The 23,291-nt window shown below is 56.7% G+C and carries 22 protein-coding genes; 14 read left to right on the plus strand and 8 right to left on the minus strand.

From position 1 onward, the window contains the following. Positions 1-4: 4 nt before the first annotated feature. Positions 5-220, minus strand: a complete 216-nt coding sequence (gene rpmE / locus ABLV75_RS13755) for a 50S ribosomal protein L31 (protein ID WP_004107543.1) — start codon at positions 218-220, stop codon at positions 5-7. A gap of 230 nt (positions 221-450) precedes the next feature. On the opposite strand from rpmE, the gene priA reads away from it, so the two are divergent. From priA to rraA, 7 genes are all read left to right on the plus strand, one after another. Next, positions 451-2,646 (plus strand): primosomal protein N', encoded by a 2,196-nt coding sequence (gene priA, locus ABLV75_RS13760; protein WP_004107541.1) that lies wholly within the window; start codon positions 451-453, stop codon positions 2,644-2,646. 150 nt (positions 2,647-2,796) lie between these two features. Beyond that, the gene (gene cytR, locus ABLV75_RS13765; protein WP_004107539.1) at positions 2,797-3,825 is read left to right on the plus strand and encodes a DNA-binding transcriptional regulator CytR; all 1,029 of its coding nucleotides are present in this window, start codon (positions 2,797-2,799) and stop codon (positions 3,823-3,825) included. 91 nt (positions 3,826-3,916) lie between these two features. Beyond that, positions 3,917-4,885 (plus strand): cell division protein FtsN, encoded by a 969-nt coding sequence (gene ftsN, locus ABLV75_RS13770; protein WP_071530263.1) that lies wholly within the window; start codon positions 3,917-3,919, stop codon positions 4,883-4,885. A gap of 91 nt (positions 4,886-4,976) precedes the next feature. Next, on the plus strand, positions 4,977-5,507 hold the full coding sequence (gene hslV, locus ABLV75_RS13775) for an ATP-dependent protease subunit HslV (protein ID WP_004107530.1): 531 nt from the start codon (positions 4,977-4,979) through the stop codon (positions 5,505-5,507). Between the two features lie 9 nt (positions 5,508-5,516). Then, a complete protein-coding gene (gene hslU / locus ABLV75_RS13780) occupies positions 5,517-6,851 on the plus strand; it encodes an HslU--HslV peptidase ATPase subunit (protein WP_004107529.1) in 1,335 nt (444 codons plus the stop codon). Positions 6,852-7,055: 204 nt separating this feature from the next. Continuing rightward, positions 7,056-7,982 (plus strand): 1,4-dihydroxy-2-naphthoate polyprenyltransferase, encoded by a 927-nt coding sequence (gene menA / locus ABLV75_RS13785; RefSeq protein ID WP_004107525.1) that lies wholly within the window; start codon positions 7,056-7,058, stop codon positions 7,980-7,982. Positions 7,983-8,074: 92 nt separating this feature from the next. Beyond that, positions 8,075-8,560 carry a ribonuclease E activity regulator RraA gene (gene rraA, locus ABLV75_RS13790; protein ID WP_004107523.1) on the plus strand — a complete coding sequence of 162 codons (486 nt, stop codon included), beginning with the start codon at positions 8,075-8,077 and terminating at the stop codon, positions 8,558-8,560. A 60-nt stretch (positions 8,561-8,620) separates the two neighbouring features. Here rraA and pfkA read toward each other — a convergent pair whose 3' ends face one another. The 3 genes from pfkA to cpxP form a co-directional block, all read right to left on the minus strand. Continuing rightward, complete coding sequence (gene pfkA / locus ABLV75_RS13795) at positions 8,621-9,583, minus strand: 6-phosphofructokinase (protein WP_004107521.1); 963 nt, start codon at positions 9,581-9,583, stop codon at positions 8,621-8,623. 202 nt (positions 9,584-9,785) lie between these two features. Further along, positions 9,786-10,682 carry a CDF family cation-efflux transporter FieF gene (gene fieF / locus ABLV75_RS13800; protein WP_004107519.1) on the minus strand — a complete coding sequence of 299 codons (897 nt, stop codon included), beginning with the start codon at positions 10,680-10,682 and terminating at the stop codon, positions 9,786-9,788. 149 nt (positions 10,683-10,831) lie between these two features. Further along, positions 10,832-11,335 (minus strand): cell-envelope stress modulator CpxP, encoded by a 504-nt coding sequence (gene cpxP / locus ABLV75_RS13805; protein ID WP_004107516.1) that lies wholly within the window; start codon positions 11,333-11,335, stop codon positions 10,832-10,834. 149 nt (positions 11,336-11,484) lie between these two features. Here cpxP and cpxR point away from each other — a divergent pair, with 149 nt between their 5' ends. Beyond that, positions 11,485-12,183, plus strand: a complete 699-nt coding sequence (cpxR, locus tag ABLV75_RS13810; protein ID WP_004107514.1) for an envelope stress response regulator transcription factor CpxR — start codon at positions 11,485-11,487, stop codon at positions 12,181-12,183. Beyond that, positions 12,180-13,553, plus strand: a complete 1,374-nt coding sequence (cpxA, locus tag ABLV75_RS13815; protein WP_004107505.1) for an envelope stress sensor histidine kinase CpxA — start codon at positions 12,180-12,182, stop codon at positions 13,551-13,553. Before cpxR ends, cpxA begins: the two co-directional genes overlap by 4 nt. Positions 13,554-13,645: 92 nt before the next feature. On the opposite strand, the gene yiiM is transcribed toward cpxA, so the two are convergent. Together yiiM and sodA are read right to left on the minus strand one after the other, a co-directional pair. After that, positions 13,646-14,320: a 6-hydroxyaminopurine reductase gene (gene yiiM / locus ABLV75_RS13820; RefSeq protein ID WP_047721119.1), complete on the minus strand. Its 675-nt coding sequence runs from the start codon at positions 14,318-14,320 to the stop codon at positions 13,646-13,648. Positions 14,321-14,391: 71 nt separating this feature from the next. Further along, on the minus strand, positions 14,392-15,012 hold the full coding sequence (gene sodA / locus ABLV75_RS13825) for a superoxide dismutase [Mn] (protein ID WP_004107495.1): 621 nt from the start codon (positions 15,010-15,012) through the stop codon (positions 14,392-14,394). A 291-nt stretch (positions 15,013-15,303) separates the two neighbouring features. Here sodA and rhaT point away from each other — a divergent pair, with 291 nt between their 5' ends. Continuing rightward, a complete protein-coding gene (rhaT, locus tag ABLV75_RS13830) occupies positions 15,304-16,338 on the plus strand; it encodes an L-rhamnose/proton symporter RhaT (protein ID WP_004107493.1) in 1,035 nt (344 codons plus the stop codon). A gap of 5 nt (positions 16,339-16,343) precedes the next feature. Here the strand turns inward: rhaT and rhaR are convergent, their stop codons facing one another. Beyond that, entirely contained in the window at positions 16,344-17,192 is an 849-nt protein-coding gene (gene rhaR, locus ABLV75_RS13835; protein WP_004107490.1) for an HTH-type transcriptional activator RhaR, read from the minus strand. 73 nt (positions 17,193-17,265) lie between these two features. Beyond that, positions 17,266-18,102, minus strand: coding sequence for an HTH-type transcriptional activator RhaS (rhaS, locus tag ABLV75_RS13840; protein WP_004107487.1), 837 nt, complete (start codon positions 18,100-18,102; stop codon positions 17,266-17,268). 311 nt (positions 18,103-18,413) lie between these two features. On the opposite strand from rhaS (ABLV75_RS13840), the gene rhaB reads away from it, so the two are divergent. The 4 genes from rhaB to rhaS (ABLV75_RS13860) all read left to right on the plus strand — a co-directional run bounded on the left by rhaB (position 18,414) and on the right by rhaS (ABLV75_RS13860) (position 23,170). Beyond that, entirely contained in the window at positions 18,414-19,880 is a 1,467-nt protein-coding gene (gene rhaB, locus ABLV75_RS13845) for a rhamnulokinase (protein ID WP_016809652.1), read from the plus strand. Further along, entirely contained in the window at positions 19,877-21,136 is a 1,260-nt protein-coding gene (rhaA, locus tag ABLV75_RS13850; RefSeq protein WP_070555327.1) for an L-rhamnose isomerase, read from the plus strand. The genes rhaB and rhaA overlap by 4 nt, the downstream gene beginning before the upstream one ends. A gap of 135 nt (positions 21,137-21,271) precedes the next feature. After that, entirely contained in the window at positions 21,272-22,102 is an 831-nt protein-coding gene (rhaD, locus tag ABLV75_RS13855) for a rhamnulose-1-phosphate aldolase (RefSeq protein WP_004107477.1), read from the plus strand. Between the two features lie 81 nt (positions 22,103-22,183). Further along, the gene (rhaS, locus tag ABLV75_RS13860; RefSeq protein ID WP_004107475.1) at positions 22,184-23,170 is read left to right on the plus strand and encodes a rhamnose ABC transporter substrate-binding protein; all 987 of its coding nucleotides are present in this window, start codon (positions 22,184-22,186) and stop codon (positions 23,168-23,170) included. Positions 23,171-23,291 lie beyond the last annotated feature (121 nt).

Genomic DNA, 23,291 nt, shown 5'->3' on the forward strand with positions numbered 1-23,291 from the left:
CAAATTACTTGCTGGTACCCGGTACGCTGAAACGCTTGTTGAAGCGGTCAACACGACCACCGGTAGCAACATCACGCTGTTTGCCAGTGTAGAACGGGTGGCATTTACCGCACACGTCGAGGTTCAGGTCGTGACCTACGGTAGAACGGATTTTCATGACGTTACCGCAAGAGCAGGAAGCAGTAACTTCTTCGTATTTCGGATGAATATCTTTTTTCATGGGAGAACCTCAGTTAAGGCCGCGTCGCTCTTCCAGCCCTAACGCCAGACACCACGCGATGTTAATAATTCCCGGAGCGATTACACTACCGGGTAATAGATTTTGATGCTACACGAAGCACATCAAAGGCGGCGAATCATACAGAATTTGACCAGCATATGCAAACTGATCCGCGAGCCCTTATCACAATGTGTATACTAACCCGCCAGATTTCAAGTCAGGAAGATTAAATGCCCGTCGCTCATGTTGCCCTGCCCGTTCCGCTGCCCCGCACTTTTGACTATTTGCTGCCTGAAGGTATGCCGGTCAAAGCGGGCTGTCGCGTGCGCGTTCCGTTCGGCAAGCAGGAGCGGATAGGTATCGTGACGGCAGTCAGCGAACGTAGCGAGCTGCCGCTTGACGAACTCAAGCCGGTGGCCGAAGTTCTTGATGCCGAGCCGGTCTTCTCCTCTTCGGTCTGGCGGCTGCTGCTGTGGGCGGCGGACTATTACCACCATCCCATCGGCGATGTTCTGTTTCACGCGCTACCGATCATGCTGCGCCAGGGGAAGCCCGCCAGCGCGGCGCCAATGTGGTACTGGTTTGCCACCGAGCAGGGGCAAGCGGTTGATATCAACAGCCTTAAGCGCTCGCGCAAACAGCAGCAGGCGCTGGCGGCGCTGCGTCAGGGAAAAATCTGGCGCCATCAGGTTGCCGAACTGGAATTTAACGATGCCGCGCTGCAGGCGCTGCGGGGTAAAGGCCTTGCCGAACTCGCCAGCGAAGCGCCCGCTATCACCGACTGGCGAACAGGCTTCTCGGTGCCCGGAGAGCGCCTGCGGCTTAATACCGAACAGGCCACCGCCGTTGGCGCGATTCATAGCGCCTCGGACCGTTTTTCCGCCTGGCTGCTGGCCGGGATCACCGGCTCCGGCAAAACGGAAGTTTATCTGAGCGTCCTTGAAAACGTGCTGTCGCAGGGGCGCCAGGCGCTGGTAATGGTGCCGGAAATCGGCCTGACGCCGCAAACAATCGCCCGTTTCCGCCACCGTTTTAACGCCCCGGTAGAAGTCCTGCACTCCGGGCTGAACGACAGCGAGCGCCTCTCCGCGTGGCTAAAAGCCAAAAACGGCGAAGCGGCGATTGTGATCGGAACCCGCTCGTCGCTATTTACCCCTTTTAAAGACCTCGGGGTAATCGTGATCGATGAAGAGCACGACAGCTCTTACAAACAGCAGGAGGGCTGGCGCTACCATGCGCGCGATCTGGCGGTCTGGCGCGCCCACAGCGAGCAAATCCCGATCATCCTGGGCACGGCAACCCCGGCGCTGGAAACGCTTCATAACGTCCGCCAGGGCAAGTATCGCCAGCTCAAGCTGACCAGGCGCGCGGGAAATGCGCGGCCGGCTCAACAGCATGTCCTGGATTTAAAAGGCCAGCAGCTGCAGGCCGGGCTGTCCCCGGCGCTGATTAGCCGCATGCGCCAGCATCTGCAGGCCGATAACCAGGTCATTCTGTTTTTGAACCGCCGCGGATTCGCGCCGGCGCTGTTGTGCCACGACTGCGGCTGGATAGCAGAGTGCCCGCGCTGCGACAGCTACTACACGCTGCATCAGGCTCAGCATCATCTGCGCTGCCACCACTGCGACAGCCAGCGCCCGATCCCGCGCCAGTGCCCCTCCTGCGGCTCTACGCATCTGGTGCCGGTAGGTTTGGGCACTGAGCAGCTTGAGCAGGCGCTGGGACCGCTGTTCCCCGATATCCCGATTTCCCGTATCGACAGAGATACCACCAGCCGCAAAGGCGCGCTTGAGCAATATCTTGCCGATGTTAATCGCGGCGGCGCGCGCATTCTTATCGGCACACAGATGCTGGCGAAGGGTCACCACTTCCCGGATGTCACCCTGGTTTCCCTGCTGGACGTTGACGGTGCGCTGTTCTCCGCCGATTTCCGCTCGGCGGAACGCTTCGCTCAGCTTTATACCCAGGTATCGGGCCGCGCAGGCCGTGCCGGCAAACAGGGCGAGGTGATCCTGCAGACCCATCATCCTGAACATCCGCTGCTGCAAACGCTCCTCTATAAAGGATACGACGCGTTTGCTGAGCAGGCGCTGGCGGAGCGGCAAAGCATGCAGCTGCCGCCGTGGACCAGCCACGTGCTGATTCGCGCCGAAGACCATAACAATCAGCAGGCGCCGCTCTTTTTACAGCAGTTGCGGAATTTACTGCAGGCCAGCCCGCTGGCGGATAACAAGCTCTGGGTGCTCGGTCCGGTTCCGGCGCTGGCGCCAAAGCGCGGAGGCCGCTGGCGCTGGCAAATACTCCTGCAGCATCCGTCGCGTAGTCAGCTACAGCATATCGTCAGCGGGACGCTGGCGTTGATCAACACGCTGCCGGAAGCGCGAAAAGTGAAATGGGTTCTGGATGTCGATCCTATTGAAGGTTAAGGCTTCTGTTGCGAGGCGGATCGAAAAATTCAACCACCATCACGTTTTTCATGAAAATTCTGTAACTCTCTGGATGTACTATCTGTTAAAAATGTGGCTGATGTCAGAACGCCAGGGATGTGTCTGCGCAAGCCAGCGAGGAGAAAACAGGTGAAGCCCAAAAAACAGATCGTTGCCGCCACCATGAAAGACGTCGCCCAGAAGGCAAACGTCTCCACGGCAACCGTATCCCGAGCGTTAATGAACCCGGATAAGGTTTCGCAGAGCACGCGCAACCGGGTTGAACAGGCCGCGCTTGAAGTCGGCTATTTACCGCAATCGCTCGGGCGCAACATGAAACGCAACGAGTCGCGCACCATTCTGGTGATAGTGCCGGATATCTGCGATCCCTTCTTTAGCGAGATTATTCGCGGCATTGAAGTCACCGCGGCGGAGCAAGAGTATCTGGTACTGATTGGCGATTGCGCCCATCAGAATCGTCAGGAAAAGACCTTTATTGACCTGATTATTACCAAGCAGATCGACGGCATGCTGCTGCTGGGCTCTCGTCTGCCCTTCGATGCGGGCGTAGAAGAACAGCGCAACCTGCCGCCGATGGTCATGGCCAATGAATTCGCTCCCGAGCTGGAACTGCCGACGGTGCATATCGACAACCTCACCGCCGCGTTCAACGCCGTTAACTATCTGCACGAACTGGGGCATCGCCGCATTGGCTGTATCGCCGGTCCGGAAGAGATGCCGTTATGCCATTACCGCCTGCAGGGCTATGTCCAGGCGCTACGCCGGAGCGGAATAACCGTCGATCCGCACTATATCGCCCGCGGTAATTTTACCTATGAAGCCGGCGCCAACGCCCTGGAGCAGTTGCTGACGCTCCCGGAACCACCGACGGCGATTTTCTGCCATAGCGATATCATGGCGCTGGGCGCATTATCGCTGGCGAAGCGTCGCGGCCTGAAAGTTCCTGAAGATCTGTCTATTATTGGTTTTGATAACATCTCTTTGTCTGAATTTTGCGATCCGCCATTGACGACGGTCTCGCAACCACGTTTTGATATTGGCCGCGAAGCGATGCTACTTTTACTGGATCAACTGCACGGCCACAGCGTCAGCAGCGGGTCACGATTGCTCGACTGCGAGCTTATCGTTCGCGGCAGTACGCGCAAAATCCGAACATAATCTTCAGGCTTTCGGGCCTGCTCTTCTGGTCAAAGGCCCGCCGCTTAAGTAACATGGCGGGCTGAAAAACGAATAAGACAGCGAAACGATAGTGGCACAACGAGATTATGTACGCCGCAGCCAACCGGCTTCTTCGCGGCGCAAAAAGAGCAACTCCCGAAGCTCAAGGAACAAGCAAGGCGGCCTTTCGGCGGTTTCACCTGCTATGGTGGCGATCGCCGCGGCGGTGCTGGTGGCCTTTATCGGTGGACTGTACTTCATCACGCACCACAAGAAAGAAGAAGCTGAAGCGCTGCAGAATCGCCAGGCGGCGGGCAATGGCTTGCCGCCGAAGCCCGAAGAACGCTGGCGCTATATTAAAGAGCTGGAGAGTCGCCAGCCCGGCGTCCGCGCGCCTACGGAACCCACGGCAGGCGGTGAAGTCATGAAACCGGAGCAGCTGACGGACGAGCAGCGCCAGCTGTTAGCGCAAATGCAGGCCGATATGCGTCAGCAGCCTACGCAGCTGACCGAGGTGCCGTGGAATGAACAAACCCCGGCGCAGCGCCAGCAAACCCTACAGCGTCAGCGTTTAGCGCAACAGCAGGTGCAGCAACAGCAGTTAGCGCAGGCCCAGACGCAGGTACAGCAACCGCGTACGCAGCCTCGGGCCGTCGAGCAGGCCAAACCGGTACAGCAGCAGCCGAAGCAAACGGCATCGAATCAGCAACCGTATCAGGATCTGCTGCAAACGCCGGCGCATACCAGCACCGCCCAGCCCAAAACGCAGGCCGCCGCGCCGGTAACCCGCGTTGAAGAAGCGCCTAAAACCGCTACCGCGGAGAAAAAAGACGATCGCAGCTGGATGATCCAGTGCGGGTCCTTTAAAGGCGCAGAGCAGGCGGAGACCGTTCGCGCGCAGCTGGCGTTTGAAGGCTTCGCCTCGCATATCACCACCAATAACGGCTGGAACCGCGTAGTGATTGGGCCGCTGAAGGGCAAAGAAAACGCCAGCAATATGATTGAACGGCTGAAGATGGCCGGACACGCAAACTGCATTCGTCTCGCCGCCAGGGGTTGAAACCCTTAAAAACCCCCCCATCTATAATTGCATTCTGCCCCGCGTAAACCGCGGGGCCCCTATTCCGCTTTTGCAACCAAGGGGTCTGCTCGTGACTACAATTGTAAGTGTTCGCCGTAATGGCCATGTCGTTATTGCCGGTGATGGCCAGGCTACGCTGGGCAACACCGTAATGAAAGGCAACGTGAAAAAAGTGCGCCGCCTGTACAACGACAAAGTGATCGCCGGCTTTGCGGGCGGCACCGCTGACGCCTTCACGCTGTTCGAACTGTTTGAACGTAAGCTGGAAATGCATCAGGGCCATCTGGTGAAAGCCGCCGTTGAGCTGGCGAAAGACTGGCGTACCGACCGCATGCTGCGCAAGCTGGAAGCCTTGCTGGCCGTGGCTGACGAAAACGCATCCCTCATCATCACCGGTAACGGTGACGTGGTGCAGCCAGAAAATGATTTGATTGCTATCGGCTCCGGCGGTCCTTACGCCCAGGCCGCGGCTCGCGCCCTGCTGGAAAATACCGATATGGGCGCACGCGATATCGCAGAGAAAGCGTTGAATATTGCAGGTGATATCTGCATTTATACCAACCACTTCCATACCATCGAAGAATTACCGTCTAAAGCGTAAGGATCTCCCATGTCTGAAATGACCCCACGCGAAATTGTCAGCGAACTGGACAAACACATTATCGGCCAGGACGCAGCCAAGCGCTCCGTCGCCATCGCTCTGCGTAACCGCTGGCGTCGTATGCAGCTCAACGAAGAGCTGCGTCACGAAGTCACGCCAAAAAACATTCTGATGATCGGTCCGACCGGCGTCGGTAAAACAGAAATCGCCCGTCGTCTGGCAAAGCTCGCCAACGCGCCGTTCATCAAGGTGGAAGCCACTAAATTCACCGAAGTGGGCTATGTTGGTAAGGAAGTGGACTCGATTATCCGCGATCTGACCGATGCGGCGATCAAAATGGTACGCATGCAGTCCATCGATAAAAACCGCTACCGTGCCGAAGAGCTGGCGGAAGAGCGCATCCTCGACGTGCTTATCCCACCGGCGAAAAACAACTGGGGCCAGGCTGAACAGCCTCAGGAACCCTCCGCCGCGCGCCAGTCTTTCCGTAAAAAACTGCGCGAAGGGCAGCTCGACGACAAAGAGATTGAGATCGACCTCGCCGCCGCGCCGATGGGCGTAGAAATCATGTCCCCTCCGGGCATGGAAGAGATGACCAGCCAGCTGCAGTCGATGTTCCAGAACCTGGGCGGACAGAAGCAAAAGCCGCGTAAGCTGAAAATCAAAGACGCGATGAAGCTGCTGATTGAAGAAGAAGCGGCTAAGCTGGTCAATCCGGAAGAGCTGAAGCAGGATGCCATCGACGCCGTTGAACAGCACGGTATCGTGTTTATCGATGAGATCGACAAAATCTGTAAGCGCGGCGGCAACTCGTCCGGTCCTGATGTCTCTCGTGAAGGCGTACAGCGCGATCTGCTGCCGCTGGTTGAAGGCTGCACCGTTTCCACCAAGCACGGCATGGTGAAAACCGATCACATCCTGTTTATCGCCTCCGGCGCGTTCCAGGTAGCCAGCCCATCCGACCTGATTCCTGAACTACAGGGTCGTCTGCCGATTCGCGTTGAGCTGAAAGCGCTGACCACCCACGACTTCGAACGTATTCTGACCGAGCCGAACGCGTCCATCACCGTACAGTATAAAGCGCTGATGGCCACCGAAGGCGTCAATATTGAATTCACGGATGACGGCATCAAGCGTATCGCGCAGGCTGCCTGGCAGGTCAACGAGACCACCGAGAACATCGGCGCGCGTCGCCTGCATACCGTCCTGGAGCGTCTGATCGAAGATATCTCCTACGATGCCAGCGAAATGAATGGCCAAACCGTCACCATTGATGCGGAATATGTCGGTAAGCATCTGGATGTTCTGGTGGCAGATGAAGATCTGAGTCGTTTTATCTTATAATCCGGTTCAATATATTTTCATCACTATAGATGGGGCTATAGATACCCTAAATAATTCGAGTTGTCGCAAGGCGGCCTTTGGCTGAGTGCCCTCATTTTTCCCGGCAGTGTACCTGAGTACATGGCTGGGTTGAATGAGCGTAGCCAACGCACCTGCAGCTTGACGTATGAAGGGTAGAGCCCCATTTTTTATTGGCCGGGACTTATGACCGAACACGCTATCACTCGCACTCAGGCCTGGCTGGAAAGCCTGCGCCCCAAAACGTTGCCTCTGGCCTTTGCCGCCATTATTGTCGGCTCCGCTCTGGCCTGGCATCAGGGAAGTTTCGATCCCTGGGTTGCCCTGCTGGCAATCATTACCGCCGGTTTACTGCAAATCCTCTCCAATCTGGCCAATGATTATGGCGACGCGGTAAAAGGCAGCGATAAGCCCGACCGTATCGGCCCCCTTCGCGGCATGCAGAAAGGGGCAATTACCCAGGCGCAGATGAAACGCGCGTTGATACTCACCGTAGCGCTGATTTGCCTTTCTGGCCTGGCGCTGCTATTCCTGGCCTGGCAAACCATGGCCGATTTTATCGGTTTTATGGTGCTTGGCGGACTCTCAATCGTTGCTGCAATTACCTATACCGTCGGCACCCGTCCTTACGGCTACATCGGCCTTGGCGATATTTCAGTGCTGATTTTCTTCGGCTGGCTGAGCGTCGTGGGAAGCTGGTATCTTCAGGCGCACAGCGTGGAAGCGGTCATTTTCTTACCCGCCACGGCCTGCGGTTTGCTGGCGACGGCGGTGCTGAATATTAACAATCTGCGTGATATCGACAGCGATCGTGAAAACGGTAAAAACACCCTTGCGGTACGCCTCGGGCCGGTTAACGCTCGTCGCTATCATGCCTGCCTGCTGCTTGGCGCGCTGCTATGCCTGGCGCTGTTTAATCTGATCTCACTGCATAATCCGTGGGGCTGGCTGTTCCTGCTGGCCACCCCGCTGCTGGTTAAGCAGGCGCGTTATGTCATGCGCGAGCGCGATCCGGTCGCCATGCGCCCAATGCTGGAAAGAACCGTAAAAGGCGCCCTGTTAACCAACCTGCTGTTTGTTATCGGGATTATTTGCAGCCGACTCGCGGCTTAACTGACAAATATCAATTAACAATTGATGATTTTGCCAACAGCACGATTCACGAGATATACTGAAAATTCTCGCAGCAACTGAACGTTAAGCCTATGAAATACGATACTTCCGAGCTTTGTGACATCTACCAGGAAGATGTCAACGTCGTGGAACCTCTGTTCTCCAACTTTGGGGGGCGCTCGTCGTTTGGTGGACAAATCATCACGGTAAAATGTTTCGAGGATAACGGGTTGCTCTACGATATGCTCGAACAGAACGGTCGTGGCCATGTCCTGTTAGTTGACGGTGGTGGTTCCGTTCGGCGCGCATTGATTGACGCTGACCTGGCGCGTCTGGCCGTACAAAACGAGTGGGAGGGGCTGGTCGTCTATGGCGCAGTGCGTCAGGTTGACGATCTGGAAGATCTGGATATCGGTATCCAGGCGCTGGCCGCCATTCCCGTTGGCGCCGCAGGGGAAGGCATCGGCGAAAGCGACGTTCGCGTCAACTTCGGCGGCGTCACCTTCTTTTCCGGCGACCATCTCTACGCCGATAACACCGGGATCATCCTTTCGGAGGATGCTCTGGATATTGAGTAGCGTGTCCCGCCCATAAAAAAGGCCTTCTCTCTGAGAAGGCCTTTTTGTTGGCGTCTGAGCTTAGTACAGCTTCTTAGCGCAATCCAGCCAGTCGCTTTTAAACGGACGCTTCATGTTTTCGATAGCGTCGATGATGTCGTGGTGAACCAGCTTCTCGTTCTGAATACCGACGCAACGGCCGCCGAATCCCTGCAGCAGCAGGTCAATCGCGTACGCGCCCATGCGGGATGCCAGAATACGGTCATAAGGAACCGGGGAGCCGCCGCGCTGAATGTGGCCCAGTACGGTTGCGCGAGTTTCACGGCCGGTCTCTTTCTCAATATAGTGAGCCAGCTCGTCGACGTCGCACATATGCTCGGTGATCGCCACAATCGCGTGTTTTTTGCCTTTCGCGATACCCGCCTTGATTTCAGCAACCAGATCGTCGCGAGTGTACTCAACCTCAGGAACCATGATGAATTCGCAGCCGCCGGAGATGGCTGCCGCCAGGGTCAGGTCGCCGCAGTAACGGCCCATCACTTCAACAACGGAAATACGCTGGTGAGAGGAAGAAGTATCACGCAGGCGGTCAATAGCCTCAACCACGGTGCTCAGAGCGGTAAAGAAACCGATGGTGTAGTCGGTGCCTTTAATATCGTTGTCGATGGTGCCCGGCAGACCGATGCAAGGGAAGCCCATCTCAGTCAGGCGTACGGCGCCCATATAAGAACCGTCACCGCCGATGACTACCAGCGCATCGAGGCCGCGCTTTCTCATATTTTCAATCGCGACGGCGCGAATATGTTCTTCGCGGAATTCTGGAAAACGCGCCGAACCCAGGAAGGTGCCGCCGCGGTTGATCATATCGGAAACGCTGTAGCGGTCGAGCTGAACCATGCGATCTTCATACAGGCCGAGGTAACCGTCATAGATTCCAAAAACTTCCAGACCTTCCGTTAATGCCGCGCGCACAACGCCGCGAATTGCTGCGTTCATGCCCGGGGCATCACCGCCACTTGTCAACACACCGATTTTCTTAATCATGACTACCTCTGAACTTAGGAAGCAAAAAATAATCCTGTTGCCTGAAGCGCCCCTCACCAGGAGTGCACAACGATAATTGCAATAGTATATCAAACGCTTCTGGCTGAATTGATTCAGGTCAGACCAAATGGCGGTAATTTATACAAATAATGCCGATCCGCCCCACATTTTTACATCGAGTTTACAGATAACAACTTAAAGATCATAAAACACCCTGCTGCGCTAACGGCACCACCGAACAGGGGTCCTGGTGGATAATCACATCGGAACCCGGGAATCGGAGCAACAGCGCCTGCTCCACCTGATCGGCAATCACATGTGCCTGAACCAGCGGGAGATTATCTTCCATTTCCAAATGAATCTGAATAAAGCGAGTCGGCCCTGACTGCCGCGTACGTAGATCGTGCGCCCCGCTGACGCCTGGCCATGCGGTCACGATATTGATAATTTCCTGGCGTTCCTCATCAGGTAACGCGCGGTCTAATAACGACTGAACGGCGTCATAACCCATGCGCAGCGCGCTATATAAAATATAGACGCCTATACCTAATGCAAACAGCGCATCAGCACGATGCCAGCCGTACCATGAGAGGGCCAGCGCCACCAGGATTGCGCCGTTCATCATAACATCAGACTGATAATGAAGCATATCCGCCCGCACCGCCTGACTTTGCGTTTTTCTCACTACCCAGCGCTGAAAGGTCACCAGCACCAGCGTGCTTATCAGCGCAACCAGCGTCACTACCATCCCGACACCCGCCGCGTTCATCGGCTCAGGCCGCACGAGATGCTGGATACCCGTCAAGAACAGAAACAGTGCCGATCCGGAAATAAACATGCTTTGCGCCAGCGCGGCCAGCGATTCCGCCTTGCCGTGACCAAAGGTATGTTCTTCATCGGCGGGTTGTAGCGAATAACGCACCACCAGCAGGTTGGTTAACGAGGCGGCGATATCCACCAGCGAATCAACCAGCGCCGCCAGAATACTCACTGAGCCGGTATACCACCACGCAAAAATCTTAATTAAAAGTAACGCAGAGGCCATCACCGTCGCCGCAATCGCCGCGCGACTCACCAGCTGCCCATAGGATTGATTCATAAACGCTCCTTACTTCGCGATGCGCTTAGTATAACCCGATAATTTACCGCGACGGGGAGCCGGGAAGAGGCTGAATAACAGGCAAAAAAAACCCCCACATCATGTGGGGGAAGACAGGGATGGTGTCTATGGCAAGGAAAACAGGGTTGTTACTGGGGTTGCAGGGTATTGCTACTACTCGAAAGCATCATCGCTGAGCCTTTTTGCATCCTTGCAACCTCACGCAACTGGTTCATTCGTTGCTGGTGCTTAGCGTTTAAAACCGCTTGCTGCTCTGGCGTTAACAGGTGGTACATCTGGTTGCGAACTTTTGCCATTTCAACCTGGCGGGCAACCTGTTCCTGCGCCATCTTATCTGCCTGAGCGCGTACAGCGTTTTCATCAAAATTTTCTGCGGTGACAAGGCGATGCATTGTCTCCATTTCGCTAACATTAACGGGTGGCCTTTCGTGGCGTGCCCGCTGCATAAGATCTCGTAACTGTTGCCGTTGGTGTTCAGTTAAACTTATGCCGTCAAACATATGGCTCTGGCTGCTGCGCTGGACCCCTTCGTCTCCGGGGAGCCAGTTAACGCTGGTGACGACTTCAGCGGCTTGGCTATATGCACTTAGCGCCAGCGTTGAGGCCATGACGGCAGCGATAACATTGCGCATCACATACTCCCAAAACGTTTGTGTCGCGATTCAACGATAGAGAGTTTACGATGCAGGCTGCAAACATGCGTCAGGGGGTGTAAAACAACGTAAAGTCATGGATTAGCGAGCCTTGATGACGTAATTTCTGCCTCGGAGGTATTTAAACAATGAATAAAATCCTGTTAGTAGATGATGACCGGGAGCTCACCTCCCTGTTAAAAGAGCTGCTCGATATGGAAGGTTTTAATGTGCTCGTAGCCCATGACGGGGAACAGGCGCTGGCCCTTCTGGACGACAGCATCGATTTACTTTTGCTTGATGTGATGATGCCGAAGAAAAACGGTATCGATACACTCAAAGAGTTGCGTCAGACGCACCAGACCCCGGTTATCATGCTAACGGCCCGCGGGAGCGAGCTGGATCGCGTTCTCGGCCTCGAGCTGGGCGCGGACGATTATCTGCCTAAGCCGTTCAACGATCGTGAGCTGGTAGCGCGTATACGCGCTATTCTGCGCCGATCGCACTGGAGCGAGCAGCAGCAGACAACCGAAGCCGGTTCACCGACGCTGGAAGTGGATGCGCTAAGCCTTAACCCCGGTCGCCAGGAAGCCAGCTTCGATGGCGTGACCCTGGAACTGACCGGCACCGAGTTCACCCTGCTCTATCTTCTGGCGCAGCATCTTGGCCAGGTGGTATCGCGTGAACATCTTAGCCAGGAAGTATTAGGTAAACGCCTGACGCCATTCGACCGCGCAATCGATATGCACATCTCCAACCTGCGGCGTAAGCTGCCGGAGCGCAAGGACGGCCATCCGTGGTTTAAAACGCTGCGCGGACGCGGCTATCTGATGGTATCGGCTTCATGATTGGAAGTTTAACCGCACGCATCTTCGCTATTTTCTGGCTCACGCTGGCGCTGGTGTTGATGCTGGTTCTGATGCTGCCCAAGCTGGACTCGCGCCAGATGACCGAGCTGCTGGAGAGCGAGCAACGTCAGGGCATCATGATTGAACAGCACGTCGAGGCCGAACTGGCGAACGATCCGCCGAACGACCTGATGTGGTGGCGTCGTCTGTTTCGCGCTATCGATAAGTGGGCTCCGCCGGGCCAGCGTTTGCTGCTGGTCACCAGCGAGGGTCGCGTCATCGGCGCGGAACGCAACGAAATGCAGATTATCCGCAACTTTATCGGCCAGGCGGATAACGCCGACCATCCGCAGAAAAAACGCTATGGTCGTCTGGAAATGGTCGGGCCTTTTTCCGTCAGGGATGGAGAAGATAACTACCAGCTCTATCTGATTCGCCCTGCTAATACCTCACAATCAGACTTCATCAATCTGCTGTTCGACCGGCCTTTGTTGCTGCTCATCGTCACGATGTTAGTCAGCGCCCCGCTGCTGCTATGGCTGGCGTGGAGCCTGGCGAAACCCGCGCGTAAGCTCAAAAATGCCGCAGATGAAGTCGCCCAGGGCAACCTGCGTCAGCATCCGGAGCTGGAAGCCGGTCCGCAGGAGTTTTTAGCCGCCGGGACCAGTTTTAACCAGATGGTGACCGCGCTGGAGCGCATGATGTCCAGCCAGCATCGTCTGCTGTCCGATATCTCGCACGAACTGCGCACGCCGCTGACCCGCCTGCAGTTAGGCACCGCATTGCTGCGCCGCCGCAGCGGGGAAAGCAAAGAGCTGGAGCGGATTGAGATGGAAGCGCACCGGCTGGATAGCATGATCAACGACCTGCTGGTGATGTCGCGCAATCAGGCGAAAACCGCGCTGGTCAGCGAGACGGTGAAAGCCAACCAGCTGTGGGGCGAGGTGCTGGATAACGCCGCCTTTGAAGCCGAACAGATGGGGAAATCGTTCACCGTCGAGTATCCGCCGGGGCCCTGGCCGCTGTACGGTAACCCCAATGCGCTGGAAAGCGCGCTGGAGAATATCGTGCGTAACGCGCTGCGCTACTCGCATACCAAAATTTCGGTAAGCTTCTCGGTGGATAAAGATGGCATCACGGTTAACGTCGATGATGACGGCCCGGGCGTAAGTCCGGAGGATCGCGAGCAGATTTTCCGTCCGTTCTACCGTACCGATGAGGCGCGCGATCGCGAGTCTGGCGGTACCGGGCTGGGGCTGGCGATTGTCGAAGCGGCAATCCAGCAGCATCGCGGTTGGGTGAAAGCCGACGACAGCCCGCTGGGCGGCTTGCGCTTAACCCTGTGGCTGCCGTTGTACAAGCGTACCTGATTCTCCCGGCCTGCGCTTCGCCAGGCCGGGTTCGAAACGGGTAGCCCGGATAAGGCGCAACGCGCCGCCATCCGGGAACGCGCACGGGAGCGCTATTTCCCCCACAATCTCCGCGAATTATTTTCGATCTTCCCGCTCAGGCGCCGTTTCTGCATGGTACGGCTCCAGCTTACCGACAGCCCCGCCGCCGATAGCAGGCGGTGATACTGCTCGTCATCGAACGGCATTTGCCAGGCAATAGCTCCCGCCTCGTGAACGCTAACGTCGCTGAGGCGGGAAACCAGCGCCAGCGGCGCATCGCCGGACACTCGTCCGCCCGCCACTACCCGATACAGCCAGCCGGTTTTGCCGCTATTCTGCATAAGCTGCGCCATGTCGCTGACGGCAAAATGGTAGTTAAGCTTGAAGCACGGCGATCTCGGCTGCGTCACCTGAATCAGCGCCTCTCCCCAGTGGAAGATATCGCCAATATAGACATTTTTTTCCGTCAGCCCTTCGGTCGAGAGATTTTCGCCAAACGCCGGGGCGCAGAAAAGATCCGCCTGCTGCGGAAGTTCACGGGCCCAGTGGGCATAGTGTTCACGGGGATAGTGGCACAGCGCGCGGTCCGGCCCGCCGTGAATTTTCTTCTCCGCCTGCTCATCGCCCTCCAGCCCCAAATCGCCGAGGGTCAGTTCACCGTCGATCTGAATTTTACCGATGGCGCTTGGACGGCTGCCGTCGTAATCCCTTACCTTGCCCACAAAGACATTCACCGGATAGTGCATCGCTGCTCCTTTGCTGCGGATATAAAAAAAGCGAGCCATCAGACTCGCTTCTCGCTCAGCACAATGCAACCTTATTTTTTGGCGGCAAAACGCGCTGCGGCTTCGTCCCAGTTCACCACGTCCCAGAACGCTTTAATGTAGTCCGGACGACGGTTCTGGAATTTCAGGTAGTAAGCGTGTTCCCATACGTCCAGGCCCAGAATCGGGAAGCCGGAAGCGCCGGAGATTGCTTCGCCCATCAGCGGGGAGTCCTGGTTAGCGGTAGAAACCACCGCCAGCTTGTCGCCTTTCAGCACCAGCCACGCCCAGCCGGAGCCGAAACGGGTAGCAGCCGCTTTTTCAAATTCCGCTTTAAAGTTGTCAACGGAACCGAAATCACGCTCGATAGCCGCTTTCAGGTCGCCCTGCAGGGTAGTACCGGTTTTCAGGCCTTTCCAGAACAGGCTGTGGTTAGCGTGGCCGCCGGCGTTGTTACGCAGCACGGTTTTTTTGTCTGCCGGCAGCTGATCCAGTTTGGTAATCAGCTCTTCTGCGGACAGGTTCGCGAATTCAGGCAGGCTTTCCAGCGCTGCGTTGGCATTATTAACGTAGGTCTGGTGGTGTTTAGTGTGATGGATTTCCATCGTCTGCTTGTCAAAATGCGGTTCCAGGGCGTCATAAGCGTACGGCAGGGCAGGCAGTGTATAACTCATAATCATCTCCATTATTGTCGAGCGGCGGAAAGTGTTAATGCCGCGTAAGCAGTTGGTTCATTATAGTTAATTAAATGATATTGAAAACGCTTATCAATGCCGTATTTTTAATAAGGTTATAACAAGGGGGAATAGATGTAGTTTTGTGATACAGAACAACTAATTAAGTTTTTGGTTGCCAGGTTCCGCCTTCTGGTGGCAACAGCTTAAAGGCGGAAAAACTGACCGATTTTTACACTCATCGGGTCGGAAGAAGATTTATCCGATAAAAAATAGATGAGGATAAAATCAATGAATCACGCGATTACGATGGGTATTTTTTGGCATTTGATAGGTGCAGCCAGTGCAGCCTGTTTCTATGCCCCGTTCAAGAAAGTTAAACATTGGTCCTGGGAAACAATGTGGTCAATCGGCGGGATCGTCTCCTGGCTGATCCTCCCCTGGGCCATCAGCGCCATGCTGCTGCCCGACTTCTGGGCCTATTACGGTTCTTTTAACGCCTCCACGCTTCTGCCCGTTTTCCTGTTCGGCGCCATGTGGGGCATCGGTAATATTAACTACGGCCTGACGATGCGCTATCTCGGCATGTCGATGGGGATCGGCATCGCCATTGGTATTACGTTGATTGTCGGTACGCTCATGACCCCGATTCTCAATGGTCAGTTTGATGTTCTCATTAACACTAAAGGCGGCCAGATGACGCTGCTCGGCGTGCTGGTTGCGGTGATTGGCGTGGGCATCGTCACCCGGGCAGGCCAGTTGAAAGAACGCAAAATGGGCATCAAGGCCGAAGACTTCAATCTGAAAAAGGGCCTGCTGCTGGCGGTGATGTGCGGCATCTTCTCCGCAGGTATGTCGTTCGCCATGAACGCCGCCAAGCCGATGCACGAAGCCGCCGCCGCGCTCGGCGTCGACCCGCTTTACACCGCGCTGCCAAGCTATGTGGTGATCATGGGCGGCGGCGCGCTGGTTAACCTCGGCTTCTGCTTTATCCGGCTGGCAAAAGTGAAAAATTTGTCGATAAAAGCCGACTTCTCGCTGGCAAAACCGCTCATCATCAGCAATATCCTGCTTTCCGCGTTAGGCGGCCTGATGTGGTATCTCCAGTTCTTCTTCTACGCCTGGGGCCACGCCAGCATCCCGGCGCAGTACGACTACATGAGCTGGATGCTGCATATGAGCTTCTATGTGCTGTGCGGCGGGCTGGTAGGCCTGATCCTCAAAGAGTGGAACAACGCCGGTCGTCGTCCGGTGGGCGTCCTCAGCCTCGGCTGCGTGGTGATTATCATCGCCGCCAATATCGTCGGTCTGGGAATGGCGAACTAGCGTCGTCAGGCGGCGGCGCGACTGCGCTGCCGCCACTGCCCCGGCGTCATGCCTATCTCGCGGTTAAACACTACCGAAAAGTAGTTACTGTCTTCAAACCCGCACTGCATCGCCACTTCGCCAATCAGCCGTTCGGTATGCTGCAGCAGATACTGCGCGTGGCAAATACGCAGCTGGCGCAGGTAGTGGTTGATAGTCATCCCCGTCTGCTGACGAAACTGCTGGCGCAGCGCGCGCTCGCTGCACCCTTCCCGCTCGCAAAAACGGTCAAGAAAGAAGGGACGATTGAGGCTGCCCGCCAGCTCGGTGAGCAGCTTATCGAGCAGCGCTTCGCTTTGAGTTGCCGCCAGATTATCGGTGGCGTAGCGATAGCGCTGAAGAATAAGCACCAGCTGCGCAAACAGCAGTTCGGCCATATTATTGGCCTGGGCATCGCTACGACAGCTCTCATGCTCCAGCTGGGTAATCACCTGTCTGACCTGGGCCATGCCGCTGCTGCCAATCCGCCAGTGCGGAACCCACGGGGTGCCGAACAGGCCCGGAATGTGCGCCGCCCAGTCAAAGTTAAGCCGCAGCCGATCCGGGCAATAAATGACGTTTTGCAGGACGAGATCGTTTACCGAGGCGTAGGAGTGCTTATCTTCCGCGCGGATATAGAACAGATCGCCGCGGGTAATGCGCCACGGGCGATCGTTAAGAACGTGCAGGCCGTTTCCCCGCCACACCAGCACCAGTTCGCAGAACTCATGGGTGTGCTCGGCGAAGACGTTTTGCGGATAGCGATCCGCTACCGCCACCGCCTGAGCGGGGGAGGCAAAAAATTCATCTTTGCGAAGAATCAGCTGACCTGCCACGACATCAACTCCGAACATAAATAACGTTTCATTATTCGCGTTTATGTCTGCTAAAACGTTGACTGCTCTCCCGTTACTGAAGAATGGCGTCGCGCCCCTGGCGAATATCGCGCGGAGACCAGTCAAATTCACGGCGAAAAAGCGTCGAAAAGTGGTTACTGTCGCCGAATCCGCAGCGATAGGCGATATCGGTCACGCTGTCATCGCTGTGGCGCAGCAGATGGCGCGCTTTCATCAACCGCACCCGATTCAGGTAGCGCTGCGGCGTCAGTCCGGTTTGCTGTTTTAACTGACGATGCAGAGTTCGCAAGGAGAGCGAAAACCGCGCCGCCACCTCTTCCCAGCAGATATCTTCAGCAAAATGATCTTCCAGCCAGGCCATTAAATGGTTGAGCCGCGCGTCATTGTTGGCTGCGCCTTCAGCGAGGCTGCTTTTACGCAGGTGCACCAGCAGCTGCATAAATAAAATCTCGCGGCTGGCGATGGCGTGCATATCCGCATCCGCGCCAACGTTCTCCATCTGCTCCACAATCTGCCGCACCTGCTGCAATGCATTCTGATTCACCCGCCAGTGTGAGAGATAGTTCCCCTCCTGCTCCTGCGGCAACAGTTCGTTCAGGCCGGACAAAAAGCGAAATGCGTCCGGCGCGCGATAGAGCACATTAGTCAGGCATAAATTATCCGTGTGCTCGTAGAGATGACGATCGTGATCGCGGATAAAGCACACCGATCCGCCGCTGATGGTATAGGGCTGGCCGTTGAAAACGTGAATCCCGGTGCCGTGCTCCACAATAACAATCTCATGAAAATCATGATGATGCTCAGGAAAAGCGGATTGCGGGAGCCGCGGCTCAATGGCGACAGCTGAAACGCCGGACTTAAAGAAATCCACACTGTGCAACATAGTCATAGCCGCTCCTCGAAATGAGAAAAGTTATCAATCAGTGGAGCAAATAGTAATTAAGGGGCGGCGATCCGGCCTTCAATTTTTGACCGCAAAATTCGTAAAGCCTGCCGCTTTTTCAAGAAATGGCGGGAAAGATCGGGAACTGCGGACAACATCACATCCCTCCATGCAGCGCAGATAAAACGAAACTGTGACCTCTCTCACGGTCACCTTTGCTTTCTTGCCAGCGGCCAATTTTCCCTGTCAGTAACAAGAAGGTGAGCCTGAGGCGACTTTTTTAGACTGCATGCAATGATTTTCACAAGGATCTTCCCATGAGTTTTCGTCATTGTGTCGCCGTTGATTTAGGCGCCTCCAGCGGGCGGGTGATGCTCGCCGGTTATCAACCCGGGCAGCAAACGCTGGCGCTGCGTGAAATTCACCGTTTTACCAATAGCCTGCAGAAGGTGGATGGTTTCGACTGCTGGGATCTCGATAGCCTGGAAGGGGAAATTCGCCGCGGTCTGGAGAAGGTCTGCGAACAGGGCATCCTGATCGACAGCATCGGCATCGATACCTGGGGCGTGGATTATGTCCTGCTGGATAAAGCGGGCCAGCGCGTCGGCCTGCCGGTTTCCTATCGCGATTCTCGTACCCAGGGGCTGATGCGCCATGCCGAAGAGCAGCTGGGCCGGGCGGAGATCTACCGCCGCAGCGGCATTCAGTTTCTGCCGTTTAACACCCTTTACCAGCTCCGCGCGCTGGTTGAACAACAGCCGGAACTGGTCAGCCAGGCCGCGCATGCGCTGCTGATCCCGGACTACTTTAGCTTCCGCCTGACCGGCAACATGAACTGGGAGTACACCAACGCCACCACCACGCAGCTGGTCAACATTAACAGCGATAACTGGGATGAAGAGCTGCTGAACTGGAGCGGCGCGCCGCGCGAATGGTTCGGTACGCCGACGCACCCCGGCAACGTTATCGGCCACTGGATATGTCCGCAGGGCAATAACATCCCGGTGGTCGCCGTCGCCAGTCACGATACCGCCAGCGCGGTTATCGCCTCGCCGCTGGCCAGCAAAAACGCCGCGTATCTCTCTTCCGGCACCTGGTCGCTGATGGGCTTTGAAAGCAAAACCCCCTGCACCAGCGATGCGGCGCTAAAGGCCAATATCACCAACGAAGGCGGGGCCGAAGGCCGCTATCGGGTACTGAAAAATATTATGGGTCTTTGGCTGCTGCAGCGGGTGCTCAAGGAGCAAAACGTCAGCGACCTGCCGGCGCTGATCGCACGCACCGCTGCGCTTCCGGCCTGCCGCTGCGTTATCGACTGTAACGATGACCGCTTTATCAACCCGGACAACATGAGCGCGGAAATCCAGGCCGCCTGCCGCGAATCCGGGCAGCCGGTTCCTGCCGGCGACGCCGAGCTGGCCCGCTGCATTTTCGACAGCCTGGCGCTGCTCTACGCTCGGGTGCTTAATGAACTGGCGGCGCTGCGCGGTCAGCCGTTCAGCCAGCTGCATATTGTCGGCGGCGGCTGCCAGAACGAACTGCTCAATCAGCTTTGCGCCGACGCCTGCGGCATCACCGTGGTCGCTGGCCCGGTTGAGGCCTCCACCCTGGGCAATATCGGCATTCAGCTGATGACCCTGGACGAGCTGCACAACGTCGATGAATTCCGTCAGGTCGTGCGGCAAAACTACGCCCTCACCACCTTTACCCCCAATCATGAAAGTGAAATTGCCCGCTTTAGCGCGCAGTTTCAGCCACAACAGACCAAGGAGCTTTGCGCATGACCACTCAACTTGAACAAGCCTGGGAAATTGCCAAACAGCGCTACGCCAGCGTCGGCGTGGATGTCGAGGAGGCCTTGCGCCAGCTGGACCGCCTGCCCGTTTCCATGCACTGCTGGCAAGGCGACGACGTCGTCGGTTTCGAAAACCCGGAAGGAAGCCTGACCGGCGGTATTCAGGCCACCGGCAACTACCCGGGGAAAGCGCGTAACGCCAGCGAGCTGCGCGCCGACCTTGAGCAGGCGTTGAGCCTGATCCCCGGGCCAAAACGCCTGAACCTGCACGCCCTCTATCTGGAATCCGACGCGCCGGTAGCGCGTAATGAAATTAAGCCAGAGCACTTTAAAAACTGGGTTGAGTGGGCGAAAGCCAACAAGCTGGGGCTGGATTTTAACCCCTCCTGCTTCTCGCATCCGCTGAGCGCTGACGGCTTTACGCTGTCGCACGCCAACGATGAAATCCGCCAGTTCTGGATCGATCACTGCAAGGCCAGCCGCCGTATTTCCGCTTACTTCGGCGAGCAGCTGGGCACGCCGTCGGTGATGAATATCTGGATCCCGGACGGCATGAAGGATATTACCGTTGACCGCTTCGCGCCGCGCCAGCGCCTGCTGAACGCGCTTGATGAAGTGATCAGCGAGAAGCTCGACCCGGCGCACCATATTGACGCCGTAGAGAGCAAACTGTTCGGTATCGGCGCGGAAAGCTACACCGTCGGTTCCAATGAGTTCTATATGGGCTACGCCACCAGCCGCCAGACTGCCCTGTGCCTGGATGCCGGCCACTTCCATCCGACGGAGGTCATCTCCGATAAGATTTCCGCCGCCATGCTCTATATCCCGCGTCTGCTGCTGCACGTAAGCCGTCCGGTACGCTGGGACAGCGACCACGTGGTGCTGCTGGATGATGAAACCCAGGCCATCGCCAGCGAAATCATCCGCCACGATCTGTTCGACCGCGTGCATATCGGTCTCGATTTCTTCGACGCCTCGATCAACCGCATCGCGGCGTGGGTGATTGGTACCCGCAATATGAAGAAAGCGCTGCTGCGCGCTCTGCTGGAACCAACCGAGCAGCTGCGTCAGCTGGAGCTCGACGGCGATTACACCGCCCGTCTGGCGCTGCTGGAAGAGCAGAAGTGCCTGCCGTGGCAGGCCATCTGGGAAATGTACTGTCAGCGTCACGATACGCCGGCAAGCAGCCAGTGGCTGGATAACGTACGCGCTTATGAAAATACGGTTCTGAGCCAGCGCGGGTAATGCCTGGACTTCCCCGGACGCAGCCGGGCTACGAACCGGTAGCCCGGATAAGCCATTTACGGCGCAATCCGGGGGCTTGCACATATTCAGGGCGAGGGGCCAACCCCGCGCCGAATCAACAGGAAAGACAAGACTATGCAGACCATTATCGACGCCTGGTTCGTCCAGGGCATGATTAAAGCCACTTCCGACGCCTGGCTGAAAGGCTGGGACGAGCGCAACGGCGGCAACCTGACGCTGCGCCTCGACGAAGCGGATATTGAACCCTACGCGGCGGATTTCCACGCTAAACCGCGCTATATCGCCCTGAGCCAGCCGATGCCAACGCTGGCCAACCAGCCGTTTATCGTCACCGGTTCCGGTAAATTCTTCCGTAACGTCCAGCTCGACCCGGCGGCGAACCTCGGCGTGGTGAAAGTCGACAGCGACGGCGCGGGATACCATATTCTTTGGGGTCTGACCAACGATGCGGTACCGACATCCGAGCTACCGGCGCACTTCCTGTCGCACAGCGAGCGCATCCGCCTGACCAACGGCAAAGACCGGGTGATCATGCACTGCCACGCCACTAACCTGATTGCCCTGACCTACGTGCTGGAGAACAACAGCGATCTGTTCACCCGTAAGCTCTGGGAAGGCAGTACCGAATGCCTGGTGGTCTTCCCGGACGGCGTCGGCATTCTGCCGTGGATGGTGCCGGGCACCGACGAAATCGGCCAGGCCACCGCTGAGGCGATGCAGAAACACTCGCTGGTGCTGTGGCCGTTCCACGGCGTTTTCGGCAGCGGCCCCAATCTGGATGAAACCTTCGGCCTGATCGATACCGCCGAGAAATCCGCTGAGGTGCTGGTGAAAGTCTATTCAATGGGCGGGATGAAACAAACCATCACCCGCGAAGAGCTGGTCGCTCTTGGCAAACGCTTCAACGTTCAACCGATGCAGTCCGCGTTAGACCTTTATCAATAACAACATCGCGCCCCGCTCACCGAGACGGGGCGAAACATCACCTGCAAACCCTACCAAACTGACTCTTGTGGAGTAAAAGCAATGAAAACAAAGACAAGCTTGATCCTCACCGTTGCCATCCTGGCGTTGTCCGGTTCCGCTTTAGCCGAAGTCAAAATCGCCCTCGTGGCGAAATCATTGGGAAATGGATTCTTCGAAGCAGCGAACGTCGGCGCGCAGGAAGCGGCCAAAGAGTTAGGCGATGTCAAAGTGATCTATACCGGCCCGACCACCACCACCGCCGAAGCACAGATCGAAGTGCTGAATGGTTTGATCGCCCAAGGGGTGGATGCGATCGCCATTTCCGCTAACGATCCCGATGCCGTGGTGCCGGTGCTGAAGAAAGCGATGCAGCGCGGCATTAAGGTGGTCTCCTGGGACTCCGGCGTCGCGCCGGCGGGACGCCAGATCCATCTTAATCCGTCCAATAACGCCTTGATTGGCGAAACCAACGTTAAGCTCGCCGCCGATGCGCTGAAGGCGCTGAACGTGGAAAAAGGCGATGTGGCGATTTTAAGCGCCACCCCAACCTCCACCAACCAGAACATCTGGATTGAGGAGATGAAAAAGGTGCTGCCGCAGTATCCGTCCGTCAATCTGGTGACCGTCGCCTACGGTGACGATCTGTCGGATAAAAGCTACCGCGAAGCGGTGGGCCTGCTGAAGTCATATCCTGACCTGAAAGTGATTGTTTCGCCTTCGTCGGTGGGGATCGTTGCCGCCGCGCAGGCGGTGAAAGATCAGGGCAAAATCGGCAAGGTCTACGTGACTGGCCTGGGGTTGCCATCGGAAATGGCGGGGGCGATTAAGTCCGGCGCCAGCAAAAGCTTTGCTATCTGGAATCCGATCGACCTTGGCTATGCCGCCACGTATCTGGCCGACGATTTAGTCAAAGGCACGGCGACCAAAACCGAAGCCAATATGGGCAAGCTGGGCAAAGTGAAGCTCGACGCCGACGGTAGCGGCGCGATGGCCGAACCGTTCGTCTACGATGCGAGCAATATCGATAAGTTCTCGAAGATTTTCTAACCCTGCTTCCTCACCCCGGCCCGCTCCCGAAGGAAGAGTGAGAAAGCCAGGCCCTCTGCGCAATGCTGGCAGAGAGCACTGAACGGTTCCCTCGCCACTTTGGGGAGAGGGTTAGGGTGAT

The sequence above is a fragment of the Klebsiella sp. CN_Kp066 genome (assembly GCF_040065135.1).
Taxonomy (GTDB): Bacteria; Pseudomonadota; Gammaproteobacteria; order Enterobacterales; family Enterobacteriaceae; genus Klebsiella; species Klebsiella oxytoca.